The sequence below is a fragment of the Gemmobacter aquaticus genome (genome assembly GCF_007859075.1).
Lineage (GTDB): Bacteria > Pseudomonadota > Alphaproteobacteria > Rhodobacterales > Rhodobacteraceae > Gemmobacter > Gemmobacter aquaticus.
Map to the genome: position 1 here is coordinate 1,273,696 of NZ_VOAK01000011.1, position 16,761 is coordinate 1,290,456.

16 protein-coding genes are annotated in these 16,761 nt (G+C 63.2%); 2 read left to right on the plus strand and 14 right to left on the minus strand.

Annotated elements, in window-relative coordinates; translation table 11 throughout:
- Positions 1-6: 6 nt before the first annotated feature.
- The 11 genes from FQU74_RS08310 to FQU74_RS08360 all read right to left on the minus strand — a co-directional run bounded on the left by FQU74_RS08310 (position 7) and on the right by FQU74_RS08360 (position 12,520).
- Complete coding sequence (locus FQU74_RS08310) at positions 7-939, minus strand: FliM/FliN family flagellar motor C-terminal domain-containing protein (protein ID WP_146285927.1); 933 nt, start codon at positions 937-939, stop codon at positions 7-9.
- 60 nt (positions 940-999) lie between these two features.
- A complete protein-coding gene (locus tag FQU74_RS08315) occupies positions 1,000-3,699 on the minus strand; it encodes a sensor histidine kinase (RefSeq protein ID WP_146285928.1) in 2,700 nt (899 codons plus the stop codon).
- Between the two features lie 31 nt (positions 3,700-3,730).
- Positions 3,731-4,018 carry a hypothetical protein gene (locus FQU74_RS08320; RefSeq protein WP_146285929.1) on the minus strand — a complete coding sequence of 96 codons (288 nt, stop codon included), beginning with the start codon at positions 4,016-4,018 and terminating at the stop codon, positions 3,731-3,733.
- Complete coding sequence (locus FQU74_RS08325; RefSeq protein ID WP_146285930.1) at positions 4,015-4,383, minus strand: response regulator transcription factor; 369 nt, start codon at positions 4,381-4,383, stop codon at positions 4,015-4,017. The genes FQU74_RS08320 and FQU74_RS08325 overlap by 4 nt, the downstream gene beginning before the upstream one ends.
- Positions 4,384-4,478: 95 nt before the next feature.
- A complete protein-coding gene (locus FQU74_RS08330; RefSeq protein WP_146285931.1) occupies positions 4,479-5,741 on the minus strand; it encodes a helix-turn-helix domain-containing protein in 1,263 nt (420 codons plus the stop codon).
- Positions 5,742-5,924: 183 nt separating this feature from the next.
- Positions 5,925-6,899, minus strand: coding sequence for an ABC transporter substrate-binding protein (locus FQU74_RS08335; protein ID WP_146285932.1), 975 nt, complete (start codon positions 6,897-6,899; stop codon positions 5,925-5,927).
- 35 nt (positions 6,900-6,934) lie between these two features.
- Positions 6,935-7,765 carry an ABC transporter permease gene (locus FQU74_RS08340; protein ID WP_146286248.1) on the minus strand — a complete coding sequence of 277 codons (831 nt, stop codon included), beginning with the start codon at positions 7,763-7,765 and terminating at the stop codon, positions 6,935-6,937.
- A 65-nt stretch (positions 7,766-7,830) separates the two neighbouring features.
- Complete coding sequence (locus tag FQU74_RS08345; RefSeq protein WP_421800971.1) at positions 7,831-8,745, minus strand: ABC transporter permease; 915 nt, start codon at positions 8,743-8,745, stop codon at positions 7,831-7,833.
- Between the two features lie 17 nt (positions 8,746-8,762).
- On the minus strand, positions 8,763-9,557 hold the full coding sequence (locus FQU74_RS08350; protein ID WP_146285934.1) for an ABC transporter ATP-binding protein: 795 nt from the start codon (positions 9,555-9,557) through the stop codon (positions 8,763-8,765).
- A gap of 182 nt (positions 9,558-9,739) precedes the next feature.
- Positions 9,740-11,194, minus strand: coding sequence for a dihydropyrimidinase (gene hydA, locus FQU74_RS08355; RefSeq protein WP_146285935.1), 1,455 nt, complete (start codon positions 11,192-11,194; stop codon positions 9,740-9,742).
- Positions 11,195-11,269: 75 nt separating this feature from the next.
- Positions 11,270-12,520 (minus strand): Zn-dependent hydrolase, encoded by a 1,251-nt coding sequence (locus tag FQU74_RS08360; RefSeq protein WP_146285936.1) that lies wholly within the window; start codon positions 12,518-12,520, stop codon positions 11,270-11,272.
- A gap of 152 nt (positions 12,521-12,672) precedes the next feature.
- Between FQU74_RS08360 and FQU74_RS08365 the strand changes: the two genes are divergently transcribed.
- Positions 12,673-13,305: a TetR/AcrR family transcriptional regulator gene (locus FQU74_RS08365; protein WP_146285937.1), complete on the plus strand. Its 633-nt coding sequence runs from the start codon at positions 12,673-12,675 to the stop codon at positions 13,303-13,305.
- Here FQU74_RS08365 and FQU74_RS08370 read toward each other — a convergent pair.
- The 3 genes from FQU74_RS08370 to aptA form a co-directional block, all read right to left on the minus strand.
- Positions 13,302-14,060, minus strand: a complete 759-nt coding sequence (locus tag FQU74_RS08370; RefSeq protein WP_146285938.1) for a hypothetical protein — start codon at positions 14,058-14,060, stop codon at positions 13,302-13,304. The genes FQU74_RS08365 and FQU74_RS08370 overlap by 4 nt on opposite strands.
- A gap of 65 nt (positions 14,061-14,125) precedes the next feature.
- A complete protein-coding gene (locus tag FQU74_RS08375; RefSeq protein ID WP_229704295.1) occupies positions 14,126-14,383 on the minus strand; it encodes a cupin domain-containing protein in 258 nt (85 codons plus the stop codon).
- A 120-nt stretch (positions 14,384-14,503) separates the two neighbouring features.
- Positions 14,504-15,832, minus strand: coding sequence for an omega-aminotransferase AptA (aptA, locus tag FQU74_RS08380; RefSeq protein WP_146285940.1), 1,329 nt, complete (start codon positions 15,830-15,832; stop codon positions 14,504-14,506).
- A gap of 242 nt (positions 15,833-16,074) precedes the next feature.
- On the opposite strand from aptA, the gene FQU74_RS08385 reads away from it, so the two are divergent.
- Positions 16,075-16,725: a TetR family transcriptional regulator C-terminal domain-containing protein gene (locus FQU74_RS08385; protein WP_146285941.1), complete on the plus strand. Its 651-nt coding sequence runs from the start codon at positions 16,075-16,077 to the stop codon at positions 16,723-16,725.
- Positions 16,726-16,761: the final 36 nt, after the last annotated feature.

Consider the following 16,761-nt stretch of genomic DNA (forward strand, 5'->3'; position numbering starts at 1 on the left):
GAGGCCCTAGCTTGCCCGCGCCAATGCGGGCAAAGCCACTGCTGCGTCCGCAGATGCAGCACGCACCTCCTCACATTGGGTGATCCTGACCGCGCGCTGGCCGCCTTGCTGACCTAGGCGTCCAACGGCTCGTGACACGCCATCAATCCCGAGAATCTCGATCCGGTCCAGCGCAGCCATCGGCAGGGGCAGCAATTGCCCCGCACGAAGCCCGTTCAGTTCAGCCAGTGGAAGGCGCAGACGCAAGAGACTGGCCTGCACTTCAGCCCGCGCCGCCAGAACACGGGCCGCCAGTTGCGGGCCGAAGTCGGTATCTGCGGGGCCGGATGATTGTTCGACCGGATCGTCGGTTTTGGGCTTCCGCCCTCTCCCGTCAGCAGGAAGCGCAAGGACAATGCGCCCCTCGCGGGCCTGAGCAAGATCGCAGGTCAGGCAGAGCGCCTGATACGCCACATCCTCCAGCATCAGGGCCAGTGGACGCGTATCAACCAGATGCCCGCTGACGCGAAAGCCATCGACCCAGGTCAGGTCCTCGTGGCAGGCCAATGTATCCTCAAGATCGATCAGCATCGCATCGACCCAATCGGAGACCATAGCCGCATCGGTACGGGTGGGACGTCGCGGCAAAATGGGGTGCGTGTTGACACAGCCCAGCGTCTGCACCTCGATCAACGCGGCCAGCATCGCCGGACACATCGCCAGCATGCCCCCGCTACCGCCCGGCCCCTCCAGCAGCAGGATCAGCGCGCCTTCAGCCGGCATCTCCAGCAGTTCGGCCAGGGTCGCCCTGTCTGATCCGGCGTCGCCACAGATGATGTCAAGCGAAAGACCCCTCCGCGCGGTACGCGCTACCGACAGCGGAAAAAGCTGCAACGCGCCATGCCTCATCTGCGACGGCGGTCGCGAAGCGGCAATCTTGCGACGAAGGATTGCGGACATCCTGGCACCCTTTCTGCGGCCCTGTCCCTTCAGACTGAACCGCCAAGGGTTGAAAAACCGTTACGCTGCGTCGGAATACTTTGGCTTCTCAAGCCGCAGCGGCAGCGTCACCCGGAAGGCGGCCCCGCCCTGCGCGGGCAGATAGGTGATGCTTCCGCCAAGGTTCGCCATGATCTCGCGGCAGATTGCAAGGCCAAGGCCAGCACCACCGGCACGGGTCTGATCGGTCAGGCGGGCAAACTTCTCAAAGATGATATGCTGCTTGTCCTTGGGTATGCCCGACCCGTTGTCGATGAAATCGACGATCACGCGCGCGCCACGCTGTTTCACGGCGATACGGATCTCAGGCTGTCTGGCGTCGCAATACTTGCGGGCATTCGACACCAGATTGATGAACACCTGTGCCAGCCGGTCGGGGTCGGTCCGGATGAACAGCGCCTCGGTAGGCAGATCGCGCCAGATGACAAAGGTCTGATCCGGGCGCACCTGACCGGCCGCACGCAGCGCCCGGTCGATCAGCTCTGTCAGGCTGACGAGCCGAAGGTCCAGCTGAACGGTGCCGTTTTCAAGCACGCTGAGGTCCAGCAGATCGTCCAGAAGGCGGGTCAGGCGGATTGCCTCTTCATGAATGATGCGCGCCTGCGTGACAGCCATCTCTGGCGGGACATCCCCTTCCATCAGAATTTCCGAGAACGCCCGGATCGAGGTCATCGGCGTGCGCAATTCATGGCTGATCTGGCTGAGGAAAGCATCCTTCTGGATAGAGATCTGGGTCAGCTTCTCATTTGCCTCGCGCAGCTGTCGGGCGGTGCGCTCCAGTTCGGCGCGCTGATGTTCAAGCCGGCTCGAATTCTCCATGATCTGCGCCGTTTCATCGGCGACGCGGATCAGGTCCGCGACCGTCACCCGTGCGCGCCCGGCAAGCTCGGCGATCATCGCATGCGCTGCGGCCGCACCTACGGCACCGGCAAGCTTGCGCTCGAGCGCCTCAAGAAATGCGGGCGTCGGATCGGGCAGGTAGCCGTCGGTCCCCTGCTCTTGGGTCGCTTGTTGAAAGAAGGTCAGCGCGGGCTCATCCCCAAGAATCCGCTGCGCTAGCTTCAGAAGCTCCTCTGTATCGATCAACCCCTGATCCCAGGCCTGCGGCTCTGATCGTTCGGTATCAAACACATTGACGAAGGCCAAACCCTGCACGCGTTCCACCGGCGAGGGAAAGCTGAACAGCGACCCGAGCGCAAAGGCCGTGGTGTTTCCGACCAGACTCCAGAACAGGGCGTGGATCAGCGGGTCCATCCCGCGCGCACCAAACAGCGCCTGCGGACGCAGCCAGGACAGGCCCAAAGGCCCGTCCATCAGCACCGAGAGCGAGAAGACACTGTCCGGGCCAAAGCTGGGCAGGAACAGCGTATAGGCCCAGAGGACAAAGCCGGTTATCAGCCCTGCCGCCGCCCCGACCCGCGTTGCCCCCCGCCAGAAAAGACCGCCCAGCATCGCAGGCATCATCTGTGCGACGCCGACAAACGAGATCAGCCCGATTGAGGCCAGCGAGGCCGATCCGCCGGAGAAAGAGTAGTAGAGGTAGCCAAGCCCCAGCACACCCGCGATGGAAAAACGCCGCGCGTTCAACACCAGCCGCCGCACGTCGCCCGTCACCTCTCGCGTGGGGCGAAGGCTTAGCCAAACCGGCATCACGATATGGTTCGACACCATGGTGGCCAGCGCGATCGACGCCACGATCACCATCGAGGTTGCTGACGAAAAGCCGCCCAGGAAGGCCAGCATCGCAAGCCCGCCTTGCCCCACGCTCAGCGGCACCGTCAGCACGAAGAGGTCGGGATTTGCACCTGCGGGCAGCATCTGCAGGCCCACGACGGCGATGGGCACCACAAAAACGCTCATCGCGGCAAGGTAGAGCGGAAAGGCCCAGCTTGCGGTCGCCAGATTGCGCTCGTCTGAATTCTCGACGACCAGCACCTGAAACATGCGCGGCAAGGTGATCACCGCGGTTGCCGACAGGGCGATCAGCCCGGCCCAGCGGGTCGGCACCAGCTCCCAATCCGCGATCGGAGAGGCGTTGATCCGCGTCACGATATCGGCAGGCCCGTCGGCAATGAACCAGACGACAAAGATGCCCACAGCCACCAGCGCCACCAGCTTGACCACCGCCTCGACCGCGATGGCAATCACGATGCCGGTATGTTGTTCGTTAGCATCAAGGTTCCGGGTGCCGAAAAGGATGGTGAACAGCGCAAGTCCGCTTGCCACCCACAGCCCGGTCGAAGCCGTATCGGGCATCACCCAGCCGTAACTGCCTGCCGCCGCGAACACCCCGAAGCTGAGCGTCACCGACTGCAATTGCAGTGCGATATAGGGTGTGGCTGCCACCACGCAAATCAGCGTGACGATCACGCCCAACAGGTTCGACTTGCCGTAGCGGCTGGAGATCATGTCGGCGATGGAGGTGACGCGCTGTTGCCTTCCGATCCGCACCAACTTGCGCAGAACCCACCACCAGCCGATGAACATCAGCGTCGGGCCAAGGTAGATCGTCACGAACTCCAGCCCCGAACGCGCCGCATAGCCGACCGCGCCGTAAAAGGTCCAGGCCGTGCAGTAGATCGACAGCGACAGCGTATAAATCCATGGTGACCGCAGCCACCCCGCCGCCCCAGCCTGCGCCCGCCGTTCGACCGCAAAGGCAATGGCAAAGAGGAAGGCCACATAGGTCAGGCATGCAAGGACAAGCAGGTTGAACGGCATCAGACGTCCCCTTGCCGCAGACCCGGGGCAGTCATGGCGTCAACCCTTCGTCATCCTCTCGCCCGGCGGGGGCCTCGGCCTCTTCGCCAGTGCCAAGCGCACGCGACAGGATCGCGGCCACGATGATCAGTCCGGCCCAGACGGCAAAGATGTATATACCGTCAAAGGCGGTATCGCGGGCCTCGGTTGCCGCGGGTTGCCAGAGGATCGGCAGAAGCAGAAGGAAAGTGCCCGCCACCGGCAAGAGTCGCGCCCCGTCGCGCAACCGCCGCATCCGGTAGGACCGGCGCGCCAGAAAAACGGGGCCGCGCCGGTTCATAGGCCGACCAGCGACCGCGCGGCCGCCACGAACTCGGCATTGGCAAAGGGCTTGGCCATGAAGAGATCAGCGCCCGCGCGTTCTGCGGCCTCGCGGTCACGCCCCTGCCCCTTGGCGGTCAGCATCATCACCGGCAAGCCGGACAATGCCGGATCGGCGCGCAGGGCCATCAGGATTTCCAGACCCGACCGCCCCGGCAGCATCAGGTCGAGGATCACCAGATCAGGGCGGTCCTGACGGACGGCCTGCTCTGCTACGCCACCGTCGGCGAGGGCCGTAACCTGCCAGCCATCGCGCGTCAGCAGAAAGCGGATCGCCTCGGCGATGTTGGGTTCATCCTCGATCAGCATGGCGTGCCTGGCCAAGTTGGCGTCCCCCTGCACTTTCCCGGGCAATGCCCGGGCCCCTCAGCGCCGACTATCGGCGGAAAGGCGCCACATGTCAAAAGGCCAAAGCGCCATCAGATCCCAGCAAGGATCGAAGGCTCCCGACGCGCCGGGCATCCGCCTTCGGGGCAGATGCGGCAGGTCGCCCCCACACGGAGCGCCGCAGCCGAGGCGATCCCGGCAAGCGGGGTCAGCAACATCCCGGCCTGCCGCACCTCGACCCCGGCAAAGCCATCCGGGAACGTAGCCTCGGCATAGGCGCGCGCAGCAAAACGGTCACCGTTTCGACCCGCCATGACCAGCTCCGCAGCAATAGGCTGGAACGGACGGGTGAGTGCGGAAAACAGCGGCCAGAGCGCACAGCCCGCCCCAAAGCGCGGCGGTCGAAAGCCGGGGACTGGTTTGCATAACAAGAGTGCCCCGGCCGCATCACAGACCACCAGCCCCTCGACAGCCCCCGGACGCAGGGCTATGCGACGCATGACAGACAGGACGCTTGAACCCATCCGGGCCGCCACGCGCAGGGGATCGCCCTCTGCGGCCTCCATCGCGGCATCGAAAGCACCATCCGGCAGGTGCTTCACATCAGCCGAATGCGCCGCCACCAACCGGCGCGCCATATCGCGCGCCACATCGGTACTCAGCGCCTCAGCCTCGGCCGCGGCGTCCCCCTCAAGATGCCAGCCGCGCGCCGCAAGCCATCGGTCGAGCTCTTCCTCTGGCGAGCCTGTGCCTGCGGTCGCATCCTGCTCGGCGCCTTCCAGATAGGTGACCAGCGCTTCGGCCCCGCGCGCCAACCGCTCACTGTCCTTGTAGAGATTGGCATGGAACCGGCTGCGCCATTCGGGCTCGATATCCTCGGTCTCGGCCAAGATCCCGGCGGTCGACCGGACGGAACTCACCGCCGACAGCACCTCATGCAGGGCGGCGCCCAGATGCGGGTCATGGGCGATCCGGTCATTCAGCGCGGCAACGGCGCGTTCCAGTTGCCCAATGCGCTGGCGCAGCCCGGCCGTAACCCCCGCCCAGCCGGGAAAACGCCCCAGATACTCGTCCAGACGCTCAAGCTCGGCGCGCTCGCCCCCCGGCTCTTGGGCGGCCGCACGCAAGGCCTCGGCCAGATCATCGGGCGCGCCCTCTTCCAGTGCATCGACCTCAGTTGCAAGCGCCTGCGCCAGACGCCGCAGAACATCGCCCGCAATCCGCCTGCGATTGTGCTCGATCAGATTGAGGTATGAGGCGGAAATCCCGGTCGCCTTGGCCACCTCGGCCTGCCGCAATCCAAGCGCCAGCCTGCGTTCGCGCACGCGACTTCCGGTCAGGGCATTCAACGGCATGGGGCACCTCCGGCAGGAAGTTTACAGCCCACAGTAAACTTTACAAAGCCCCTTCATTGGGGGCCAAATCCCTTGGGGGAGCCGTCAAGGGCGCCGGGGGGAGAAGCCTCATTCGGATCTGCCCTCCCCAAACAAAAGGCGCGCCAGTTTCCCGGCGCGCCCCTGTCTGATCCAAGGCTGCGCTTATTGCAGCGCCTTGTCAGTGATCTGGTGCGTCCAAGCACCGGTCGGCTCGGCCGTGATCACCGGGTCCGACCCGCCCGACATCAGCGCACCCACCGTGCGCTTGAAGTCGGCCTCATCCAGCGCGCCATTCGAACCGGCGGTCAGCTTGGCAATCTCGCCCATCATGCGCTTCTGGTGCGTTTCGGTCTGCGCGCCGGTCTCGTCATTTTCCAGAACGATCATGGCGGCCTCATCCGGGTTGGCCTCGGCGTATTTCCAGCCCTTCATGCTGGCACGGACGAACTTGACCATCTTGTCCTCGAAAGCCGCATCCTTCAGCTTTTCCTCAAGGACATAAAGGCCATCTTCCAGCGTCGCCACGCCCTCATCCTCATACTTGAAGGTCACGAGGTCTTCGGGCTTCACCCCGGCGTCGATGACCTGCCAATATTCATTGTAGGTCATGGTCGAGATGCAGGCCGCCTGCTTTTGCAAAAGCGGGTCCACGTTAAAGCCTTGCTTCAGCACAGTCACGTCGGTGCCGTCGGTCTTGAGGCCCAGCTTGTTCATCCAGTTCAGGAACGGATACTCGTTGCCACCGAACCAGACGCCAAGCGTCTTGCCCTTGAAGTCCGCCGGAGAGGCCACGCCGGATTCCTTGAGGCAGGTCAGCATCATGCCCGAGGATTTGAAGGGCTGGGCGATATTGACCAGCGGCAGACCCTTTTCGCGCGCGGCAAGGGCCGAAGGCATCCAGTCCACCACAACATCCGCGCCACCACCTGCGATCACCTGCGTGGGTGCCACGTCGGGTCCGCCCGGAAGGATGGTGACATTCAGCCCCTCTTCCTCATAGAACCCCTTGTCCTTGGCCACGAAATAGCCGGCGAACTGGGCCTGAGTCACCCATTTCAGCTGCAGCGTCACATCCTCGGCCCAGGCGCCGGTCGCCATCAGCGCCAGACCCATTGCCGTCGTCATCAACTTCTTCATTCCCAGTACCTCCATGTTGTCCGGGTTTTCCCGGCTCATTCAGTGCCTTGTCTGCGTTGCGACGGGTGCCAGAATGTCACCCGCTTCTCGATCAGCGCCACCACGCCATAGAAGGCCGAACCGGCCAGCGCGGCAACCGCGATTTCCGCCCAGATCATCGGCAGACCCAGCCGGCCGATCTCGGCCGTGATCCGGAAGCCCATGCCGACGATAGGGCTGCCAAAGAATTCGGCCACGATCGCACCGATCAGCGCAAGTGTGGTCGCGATCTTCAGCCCGTTGAACAGGAAAGGCATCGCGGCAGGAAGCCGCAGCTTCACCAGCGTTTGCCAGTAGCTTGCCGAATAGGTCGACATCAGGTCGCGCTGCATGGGCTCGGTCGCCTTGAGGCCGGCCACCATGTTCACCAGCACCGGGAAGAACACCATGATCACCACGACCGCCGCCTTGGAGTGCCAGTCAAAGCCGAACCACATCACCATGATCGGCGCGATGCCGACAATCGGCAGGGCCGCGACGAAGTTCCCCACCGGCAGCAGCCCGCGTTGCAGAAAGGGTGAGCGGTCGATCAGGATCGCCACTACCACCGCCGCCGCGCAACCGATGACATAGCCGGTCAGCGCGCCTTTCAGGAACGTCTGCAGGAAGTCGGCCCACAGCGTTGGCAGGCTGGTCACGATCTGCGCCCAGATGGCCGAGGGCGCAGGCAGGATCACCGGGCTGATGTCAAACAGCGAGACCGCCATTTCCCACAGTGCCAATACGGTAACACCAAAGATCATTGGCACGACCCGGCGCACCCAGGGCGCGCGTAGTTCGGCAAGGCCCGCATTCAACGTCCAGGCACCGAACCAGAACGCAAGCATGACGCCGAGCCGCGCATCGATGAGAAATCCGGCAGCAATCAGCGCCGCCTGAACACCCAGTCCCGTCATCGCACCAACCCCATCCGTGCCAGCACCACCCGCTCGACCCAGCCGATAATGCCCACCAAGCTTGCCGCCAGAATGGCCGCCGCGAAGAGGGCCGCCCAGATCTGCACCGTCTGGCCATAGTAGCTGCCTGACAGCAGTCGCGAGCCCAGCCCGGCCACGGCGCCCGTCGGCAACTCTCCCACGATGGTCCCGACCAGCGATGCCGCAACCCCCACCTTGAGGCTCGCAAACAGGTAGGGCATCGAGGACGGAAGCCGCAGCTTGCCAAATGTCTGCGCCCCGTTCGCATTATAAGTGCGCATCAGGTCAAGCTGCATGGCGTCGGGGCTGCGCAGGCCCTTCACCATGCCCACGACCACCGGAAAGAAGCTGAGATAGGCCGAGATGATCGCCTTGGGCACGATACCCGTCACGCCAAGGCTGTTCAGAACCACAATGATCATCGGCGCGATGGCGAGGATCGGGATGGTCTGGCTCGCGATGGCCCAAGGCATCACGCTCATGTCCATCGCGCGGTTATAGACGATGCCCACCGCAAGCAGGATGCCCGCCGCAGATCCAAAGGCAAAGCCCAGCAGGGTCGCCGAGAGCGTGACCCAGCCGTGATAGACAAGGCTGCGCTTCGAGGTCACCTTTTGCCCGGCAACGCCATCCCACAGCCCCTTGGCCACCTGATGCGGCGCGGGCAGGACCGGTCGTTCCTGATTGAGCGTCTGCCCGACCACCTCGGAGAACCCGACCTCGCGGCCATCGCGCGCCGCCTGATCATAGACCCAGGTCGCGTTCATCCAGATCGCCGCCAGATACCAGACCCCGATGATCGCAGCGACGACGGTCAGGATGGGAAAGAGGCTACGCATCGCGCCCCCAAACCTTGAAATCCGGGGTGCGGCAGCGCGCGGGAAGTTCATGAAGCGTAGTCACGCGCTCAGACCTCATCGCCATGCCCCGCACGCAGACCTTCACGTACGCGATGCGCGATCTCGATGAAGTCGCGGCTATCGCGGATTTCCAGCGGCCTGTCCTTCGGCAGGGGGCTGTCGATCACATCCGTGATCCGCCCCGGACGTGGCGACATGACGACGATCTTGGTGGAGAGATACACCGCCTCTGGGATTGAATGGGTGACGAAACCGATCGTCTTGCCAGTTCGCGCCCACAGCTTCAAAAGCTCTTCGTTCAGGCGGTCGCGCACAATCTCGTCCAGCGCGCCGAAGGGCTCATCCATCAACAGGATGTCGGCGTCGAAAGCCAGCGCCCGCGCGATGCTCGCGCGCTGCTGCATACCGCCCGAAAGCTGCCATGGGAATTTCTTGCCAAACCCTTCAAGATCAACAAGCTGCAAGACGTTCCTCACCCGCTCTTCCTGCTCGTCGCGTGAGAACCCCATGATCTCAAGCGGTAGCTTGATGTTTCCCGCGATGGTACGCCACGGATAAAGCCCCGCCGCCTGAAACACATAGCCATAGGCACGCTTGCGCCGCGCCTCGTCCGGGGTCAGGCCATTCACGGTCAGGCTTCCGCCAGTCGGATGCTCCAGGGCCGCAATGCAGCGCAGGAACGTAGTCTTGCCGCACCCAGACGGGCCGATGAAGCTGACGAACTCACCCCGGTTGATCGAGAGGTTCACGTCCTTCAACGCATGCACTGGCCCGTCGGCCGTCTGGAACACCAGATCAAGGGCCTTCGCCTCGATCACTGCTGTCGTTCCCGCTTCTGTCATTCCACCCCGCAGGCAGGGGTCCTGCCCCCGCTCTTCATGTATCTGTCACCAACCTGCCCCATCATGCAACTTCTGAGGGAGGATACCATGAACACCAAAACCGCTTTCGTCCCCGTGACGGAATCGGAGGACATCTGCTTTGCGCCTCCGATCCTCACCACGGTGCCACAGAAACCAAAGCCTCAAACCCCCGTCGCGGGCACACCCGTCCGCTGAACCGGCCGCGGCGCGGTCAGTTCTTTCCAGGCAGACAGCGCCCGGTTCACCGCCGGGCGCGGTTCGCGGCCGACGAACGTGCCATGGCCCTCTTCGGTGCGGATCTCGCCATCATGGATGGCCACCTTGCCCCGCGTCAGCGTGAAGCGCGGCAGGCCCTTAACCTTCTGCCCTTCAAAGACGTTGTAATCGATGCAGGATTGCTGCGTTCCGGCAGAGATGACCTTCTCTTTCGCCGGGTCCCAGACCACAAGATCGGCATCAGCCCCGACCAGAACCGCCCCCTTCTTCGGATAGAGGTTCAGGATCTTGGCGATATTGGTCGAGGTGACGGCCACAAACTCGTTCGGGGTCAGCCGCCCCGTGTTCACGCCATGCGTCCAGAGCATCGGCATCCGATCCTCAAGCCCGCCCGTCCCGTTCGGGATCTTCGAGAAATCGTTCAATCCGAACCGCTTCTGATCGGTTGTAAAGCTGCAGTGGTCGGTCGCCACACAGGACAGACTGCCCGATTGTAACCCCGCCCAAAGGCTCGCCTGATGGTCTTTTGACCGGAACGGCGGCGACATCACCCGCCGCGCGGCATGATCCCAGTCGGGATTGAAATACTCACTCTCATCCAGCGTCAGGTGTTGGATCAAGGGCTCACCCCAGACCCGCTTTCCAGCCTGCCGCGCCCGGCGGATCGCCTCATGCGCCTCTTCACAGCTTGTGTGCACGACATAAAGCGGCACGCCCGCCATATCGGCGATCATGATGGCGCGATTGGTGGCCTCTCCCTCCACCTGCGGCGGACGGGAATAGGCATGCGCCTCGGGGCCCCGATTGCCCTCGGCCAACAGCTTTGCGGTCAGCTCTGCCACCACATCGCCATTCTCGGCATGCACCATGGCAAGCCCGCCCAGATCACCCACGCGGCGGAAGCTGGAAAACAGCTCGTCGTCATTTACCATCAAGGCGCCCTTGTAGGCCATGAAGTGCTTGAACGAGGTGATCCCCGCCTTCACGCTGTCTTCCATGCCCTCCCAGACCTTCTCTCCCCACCAGGTGACCGCCATGTGGAAAGAGTAGTCACAGTTCGCCCGACCCGACTTGTTGTGCCACATCTGTGCGGCATCCATCAGGCCCTGCCCCTGTCCCGGCAGGATGAAGTCGACCACCATCGTCGTGCCGCCCGCAAGCGCCGCCCGCGTGCCGCTTTCAAAGTCATCGGCCGAATAGGTGCCCATGAAGGGCATCTCAAGATGCGTATGCGGATCAATCCCGCCCGGCATGATGTAGCAACCGGTGGCGTCCAGCACCGTGTCGCCCTTCAAGCCCTGGCCGATCGCGGTGATCACACCGCCCTCGACCAGAACATCTGCCTCATGGGACAGGTCCGCCGTGACGACCGTTCCGCCCTTGATCACCGTCGAAGCCATCTGCGCCTCCCTGCTTCTTCTTTTCAGAAATATCCTCGGGGGGTCCGGGGGGCAGACGGCCCCCCGGCCTTGACGTCACTCTACCACTTCGGCCACTTCCAGCACCGCATGCAGCAGCACATCCGTGCCCGCCGCCGCCCATTCCGGGCTGATCTCCTCGGCCTCATTATGCGAAAGCCCGTCCACGCAGGGGCACATGATCATCGTCGTCGGCGCCACGCGGTTGATCCAGCAGGCGTCGTGTCCTGCGCCCGAGACGATGTCCATATGCGCATAGCCCAGCTTTTCGGCCGCGCCCCGCACCACCCGGACCAGATCGGGGTTGAAGGTGACGGGATCGAAATGCCCGACGGGCTCTATGCTGCAGCCAAGGCCCAGTTCGGCGGCCACGGCATGGGCCGCGCGCTCCACCTCGGCCCGCATGGCATCAAGCTTGGCCTGTTCGGGACTGCGGATATCGACGGTGAAGACGACCTTGCCGGGGATCACGTTGCGTGAGTTCGGATGGACGAAGACCTGCCCCACCGCGCCCACGGCATTGGGCTGATGGCTCATGGCAATCTGATGCACCCGTTCGGTGATCCGTGCCATGCCAAGTCCTGCGTTCACCCGCATGTTCATGGGCGTGCTACCCGTGTGGGCGTCCTTGCCGGTGAGCGTGATCTCCAGCCACCAGAGGCCCTGACCATGGGTGACAACCCCAATGGTCTTGCCCTCCGCCTCAAGGATGGGGCCCTGTTCGATGTGCAACTCGAACATCGCCTTCATCTTGCGCGCGCCGACCACCTCATCGCCGACCCAACCAATGCGCGCCAATTCATCGCCGAAGGCCTTGCCCTCGGGATCGAGACGGGACTTCGCATAGTCTTCCGTGTGGATGCCCGCGAAGACCCCGGATGCCAGCATGGCGGGGGCGAAGCGCGCGCCCTCCTCATTGGTCCAGTTGGTTACGACAATCGGGTGGCGCGTGGTCACACCCATGTCGTTCATCGTGCGCACCACCTCCAGTGCGCCCAGCACACCAAGGACACCGTCGTATTTCCCGCCCGTGGGCTGCGTATCCAGATGACTGCCCATGTAGACCGGCAGCGCCTCGGGGTCGGTCCCGGGGCGGGTGAAGAACATATTCCCCATGGTGTCGACGCCCATGGTCATGCCCGCCGCCTCGCACCAGCGCTTGAAAAGGTGGCGCCCCTCGCCGTCGGCATCGGTCAGGGTCTGGCGGTTGCAGCCACCCGCAATGCCGGGGCCGATCTTCGCCATGTCCATCAGGCTGTCCCACAGGCGTGCGGGATTTATGCGAAGGTTTTCTCCGGGTGCTGGCATCAGCTTGCTCTCCCTGTTGCCGCACCCGTCTTATGCGGGTCTTGCGGCGAATCTTTTCCTGACCGTATGGTCAAGTTGAAAGCTATACCTCCTGACCATTCGGTCAACAAAAATTCGTGGCCCCGTGATGGCCCGGAAAGGTCCGCAAGCGCATGTCCGATGACCCTCGCCCTGGCAAACGCAATGCGATCCGCGCGCAGAATGAAACGCTCATTTTGCAGGCAGCGGAAAAAGTCTTTGCAGAGGCAGGGTTTGGCGGCGCCACCATGCAGTTGATCGCCGATGTTGCGGGTCTGCCCAAGGCAAACCTGCACTATTATTTCGCAACCAAGGAAGAGCTTTATCGGCGCGTGGTACAAAACATCTTCGAGATCTGGTTACAGGCGGCCGAGGCGATGGATGGCGCGGAGACGCCCGCCGAAGGGATCGGCGCCTATATCGAGGCCAAGATGGATATCTCGCGCCGCCACCCGAACGGCTCAAAGGTCTGGGCGTCCGAGGTGATGCATGGCGCGCCGGTCATTCAGGACTATCTGGAAACCACGTTGCGCGACTGGACGGCCGGACGTGCCGCCCTGATCCAGCGCTGGATCGACGAGGGGCGCATGGCCCCGATCTCGCCCCAACACCTGCTTTACATGCTGTGGGCCACCACGCAGCACTATGCCGACTTCAGCCATCAGATCGAGACATTGAACGGTGGCAAGCCCTTGACGGACGCGCAATGGCGCGAGGCGACCGAAAGCGTCAAGTCGATGATCCTGCGCGGGATCGGCGCGGCTTAGGGTTGCGCCGGGGCGATCGGCGTGGGCTGAATCGCGGGTGGCGGCGGCGGTCCGGGCGGTGTGCCTTCGGGCAGGGCAGAGCCGGGCGGCACCTCGCCCGGTTGCAGCTTGCGCTCAGGTACGGGCATGACAGCCGCCGCTTCGGCCCCGCTGTCAGAGCAGACGTAGATCGCACCGCCAACTGCCACAGCCGTCACGGCGACCGCGCCAATGGCGGCGCCCGCACCCACGCCCTGCACGGCTGTCGCGCCCAACCCCACCAGACTTTGCCCGATCGTGGCCGCTGGCCCCTGAACCGAGATGACACCGGCCGCATGCATCGCCGTTTCAACCCCGGCATCGACCGCCAGCCCCGACACTGCGGCCCCCCATCGCCCGGCAGCCTCTTTTGACCGGTTCACCCTTTCGCAAAAGCTTTTGCCCGCTGTGCGGCACGTAAGCCAGGCGTCGCGCGGGCCAAGGTCATAGCCCAGATAGGTGCCATTTCCCTTGTCCCATTGCAGACAGAATGGCGCACGGTCCGCATCCGACAGTTCAGGCGTCAGCGCGCGCAGGGTCACAAGGCCAGGACAGGTGATCTCTCCCTTCCCCCCCAGAAGACGCTCACGCAAAGAGAGGCTTTCCTTGAGGCTTGGGCTTTCGGGGTCATAGAAGAACTCGATCCGCTCACCACGAACCGAGGTCTGGCAAGGCACGAGATCCGCAGCAAGTGCCGGTGAAGCAAGAAAAAGCAGCGGCAGTACAAGGCGGATCATGCGGCACCCAGCGTATCAGGTCGTTCTGCGAGATGATATGTCGCGCAAGACCCGCGCCCGCAAGGTCAGTCCTTCAGCTCAACCTCGATGAAGGACATCGGCTGGTCGCTTGCATTGATCACATTGTGTTCAGTGCCCTTGGGTCGCGAATAGGCCGAGCCCGCCGGAACAAAGGCCTCGCGCACCTCGCCATCAGCCAGTTCCAGACGGAACGAACAATCGGTCAGTGTCGTGATGATGTATTCGTGCCCGTGCACATGCCAGCCGGTTTCTGCACCCGGATCAAAATCGTAACGCCAGACAATCGCACGATCATTTTCCATCAGCAACGTGCCCGTTGCCTGCAGCCGTATCGCCGCACTTGTCATGCTTGCGCCCTCCCCCGATCGCCCCCCAGTCGATCAAAAACAGGATGGGCCGGAAGCCCACCCTGTGCAAGTCTTTTACGGCAGCGTCTTCAACACATCTCCCAGTGTACCGATCAGCGTGTCGATCTCGGCCTTGGAGATGATCAGCGGCGGCGACATGGCGATGATATCGCCCGTGGTGCGGATCAGGATGCCCTTGTCATAGGCACGCAGGAAGGCCTCAAAAGCGCGCTTGGTCGGCTCGCCCGGAATGCTCTCCAACTCCACGGCGCCGATCAGGCCCATGTTGCGGATGTCGATGACATGCGGCAGCCCGCGCAAGCTGTGGATCGCCTCTTGCCAGTAGCCTTCAAGTTCGGCGGCGCGTTCGAACAGGCCCTCTTCCTTGTAGGTATCCAGCGTTGCGATGCCGGCGGCGCTGGCGATCGGGTTCCCGGAATAGGTGTAACCGTGGAACAATTCGATCATATGTTCGGGGCCGGACATGAAGGCGTCGTGCACCTCGGCAGTGGTCAGGACCGCGCCCATGGGAATCACGCCGTTGGTCAGGCCCTTGGCGGTGGTCATCATGTCGGGCAGAACATCAAAGTGCTGCGCGGCAAAGGCGCTGCCCAGACGGCCGAAGCCGGTGATGACCTCATCAAAGATCAGCAGGATGCCGTGCTTTTTGGTGATCGCGCGCAGCTTTTCCAGATAGCCCTTCGGCGGCATCAGAACGCCGGTCGAGCCCGCCATCGGCTCGACGATGACGGCGGCGATGGTCTCGGCGCCATGCAGGGCGACGATGCGCTCAAGATCATCAGCCAGGTTCGCCCCATGTTCGGGCTGGCCCTTAGTAAAGGCGTTCAGTTGCGGCAGGTGGGTATGCGGCAGATGGTCAACCCCGCCCAGAAGCGTGCCGAACATCTTGCGGTTGTTCACGATGCCGCCGACGGAAATGCCGCCGAAGTTCACGCCATGATAGCCACGCTCGCGCCCGATCAGACGCGTCCGCGCGCCCTCGCCCCGCGCCCGGTGGTAGGCGATCGCGATCTTCAGCGCAGTTTCAACGCTTTCCGAGCCGGAGTTCGTGTAGAACACATGCTCGATCCCCTTGGGGGCAATGTCGATGATCCGATTGGCCAGTTCAAAGGCGATGGGGTGACCCATCTGGAACGCCGGCGCATAGTCCAGTTCTGCCGCCTGCTTCTGGATCGCCTCGGTGATCTTGGGGCGGCAGTGGCCGGCGTTGCAGCACCACAGACCCGCCGTGCCGTCCAGAACCTGACGGCCATCGCTGGTGGTGTAATGCATATCTTTCGCCGCCACGAACATGCGCGGCGATTTCTTGAACTGGCGATTGGACGTGAACGGCATCCAGAATGCGTTCAGGTCGTTCGGCGAGGGCTTGCGATCAAGCGCCATTGGGCTCTCCCTTCGGGCCACGCCATATTCCTTGCAGGCGGGCTTGTGTTTTCTGACCGGATGGTCAAATCTGATGCTGTCACCAGCCCTGTGCTGCGTCAAGCAGGATGCATTGCTGCCACGCTGCACGGGCCTTTGGGCCATTGCATATTGACGGCTTCGCGGGCTTCGCTCAATCGGGATCAGACACGGCAATGGTCAAAAGCGACATTTGATCAAATTTTTCCGAAAGAGTGTGACGGATGAGTCAGCCCCGCCCCAAGACCCGGATCCAGCAAAAGAACCAGGATGCCATCCTTGAGGCGGCGCTGGAGGTCTTTTCGCAGGCGGGTTTCCGCGGGGCAACGCTCGATCAGATCGCAGACCGCGCGGGGCTTTCCAAGCCCAACCTGCTCTATTACTTCCCCTCGAAAGAGGCGATTCATGTGCAATTGATCGCGGGGCTGCTGAAGGTCTGGCTGGATCCGCTGCGCCAACTGGACCCGGCCGGAGAGCCGGTCGAAGAAATTCTCGCCTATATCCGGCGCAAGCTGGAGCTTAGCCGCGATTTTCCGCGTGAGAGCAGGCTTTTCGCCAACGAGATCCTCCAAGGCGCACCGCGCATTCAGGGGCCTTTGCATGACGAACTGAAACCGCTGGTCGATGACAAGGCGGCCGTGATTGCGGGCTGGATCGCAGCAGGCCGGCTGGCGCCGCTTGACCCTCACCATCTGATCTTCTCGATATGGGCTACGACCCAGCATTATGCGGATTTCGATGTGCAGGTCCGTGCCGTGCTGGGCCCCGGACACGATCCGCATACAGAGGCCGAGCCCTATCTCGTGGCCCTCTTCCGCCGCGCGCTTTCTCCGGACGCAACGACTCATGCTGACATTCCCGTGAACAGCCGGTAAACCTGCGCCTCAGCGAAACCACCGCGAGTGCCAGAC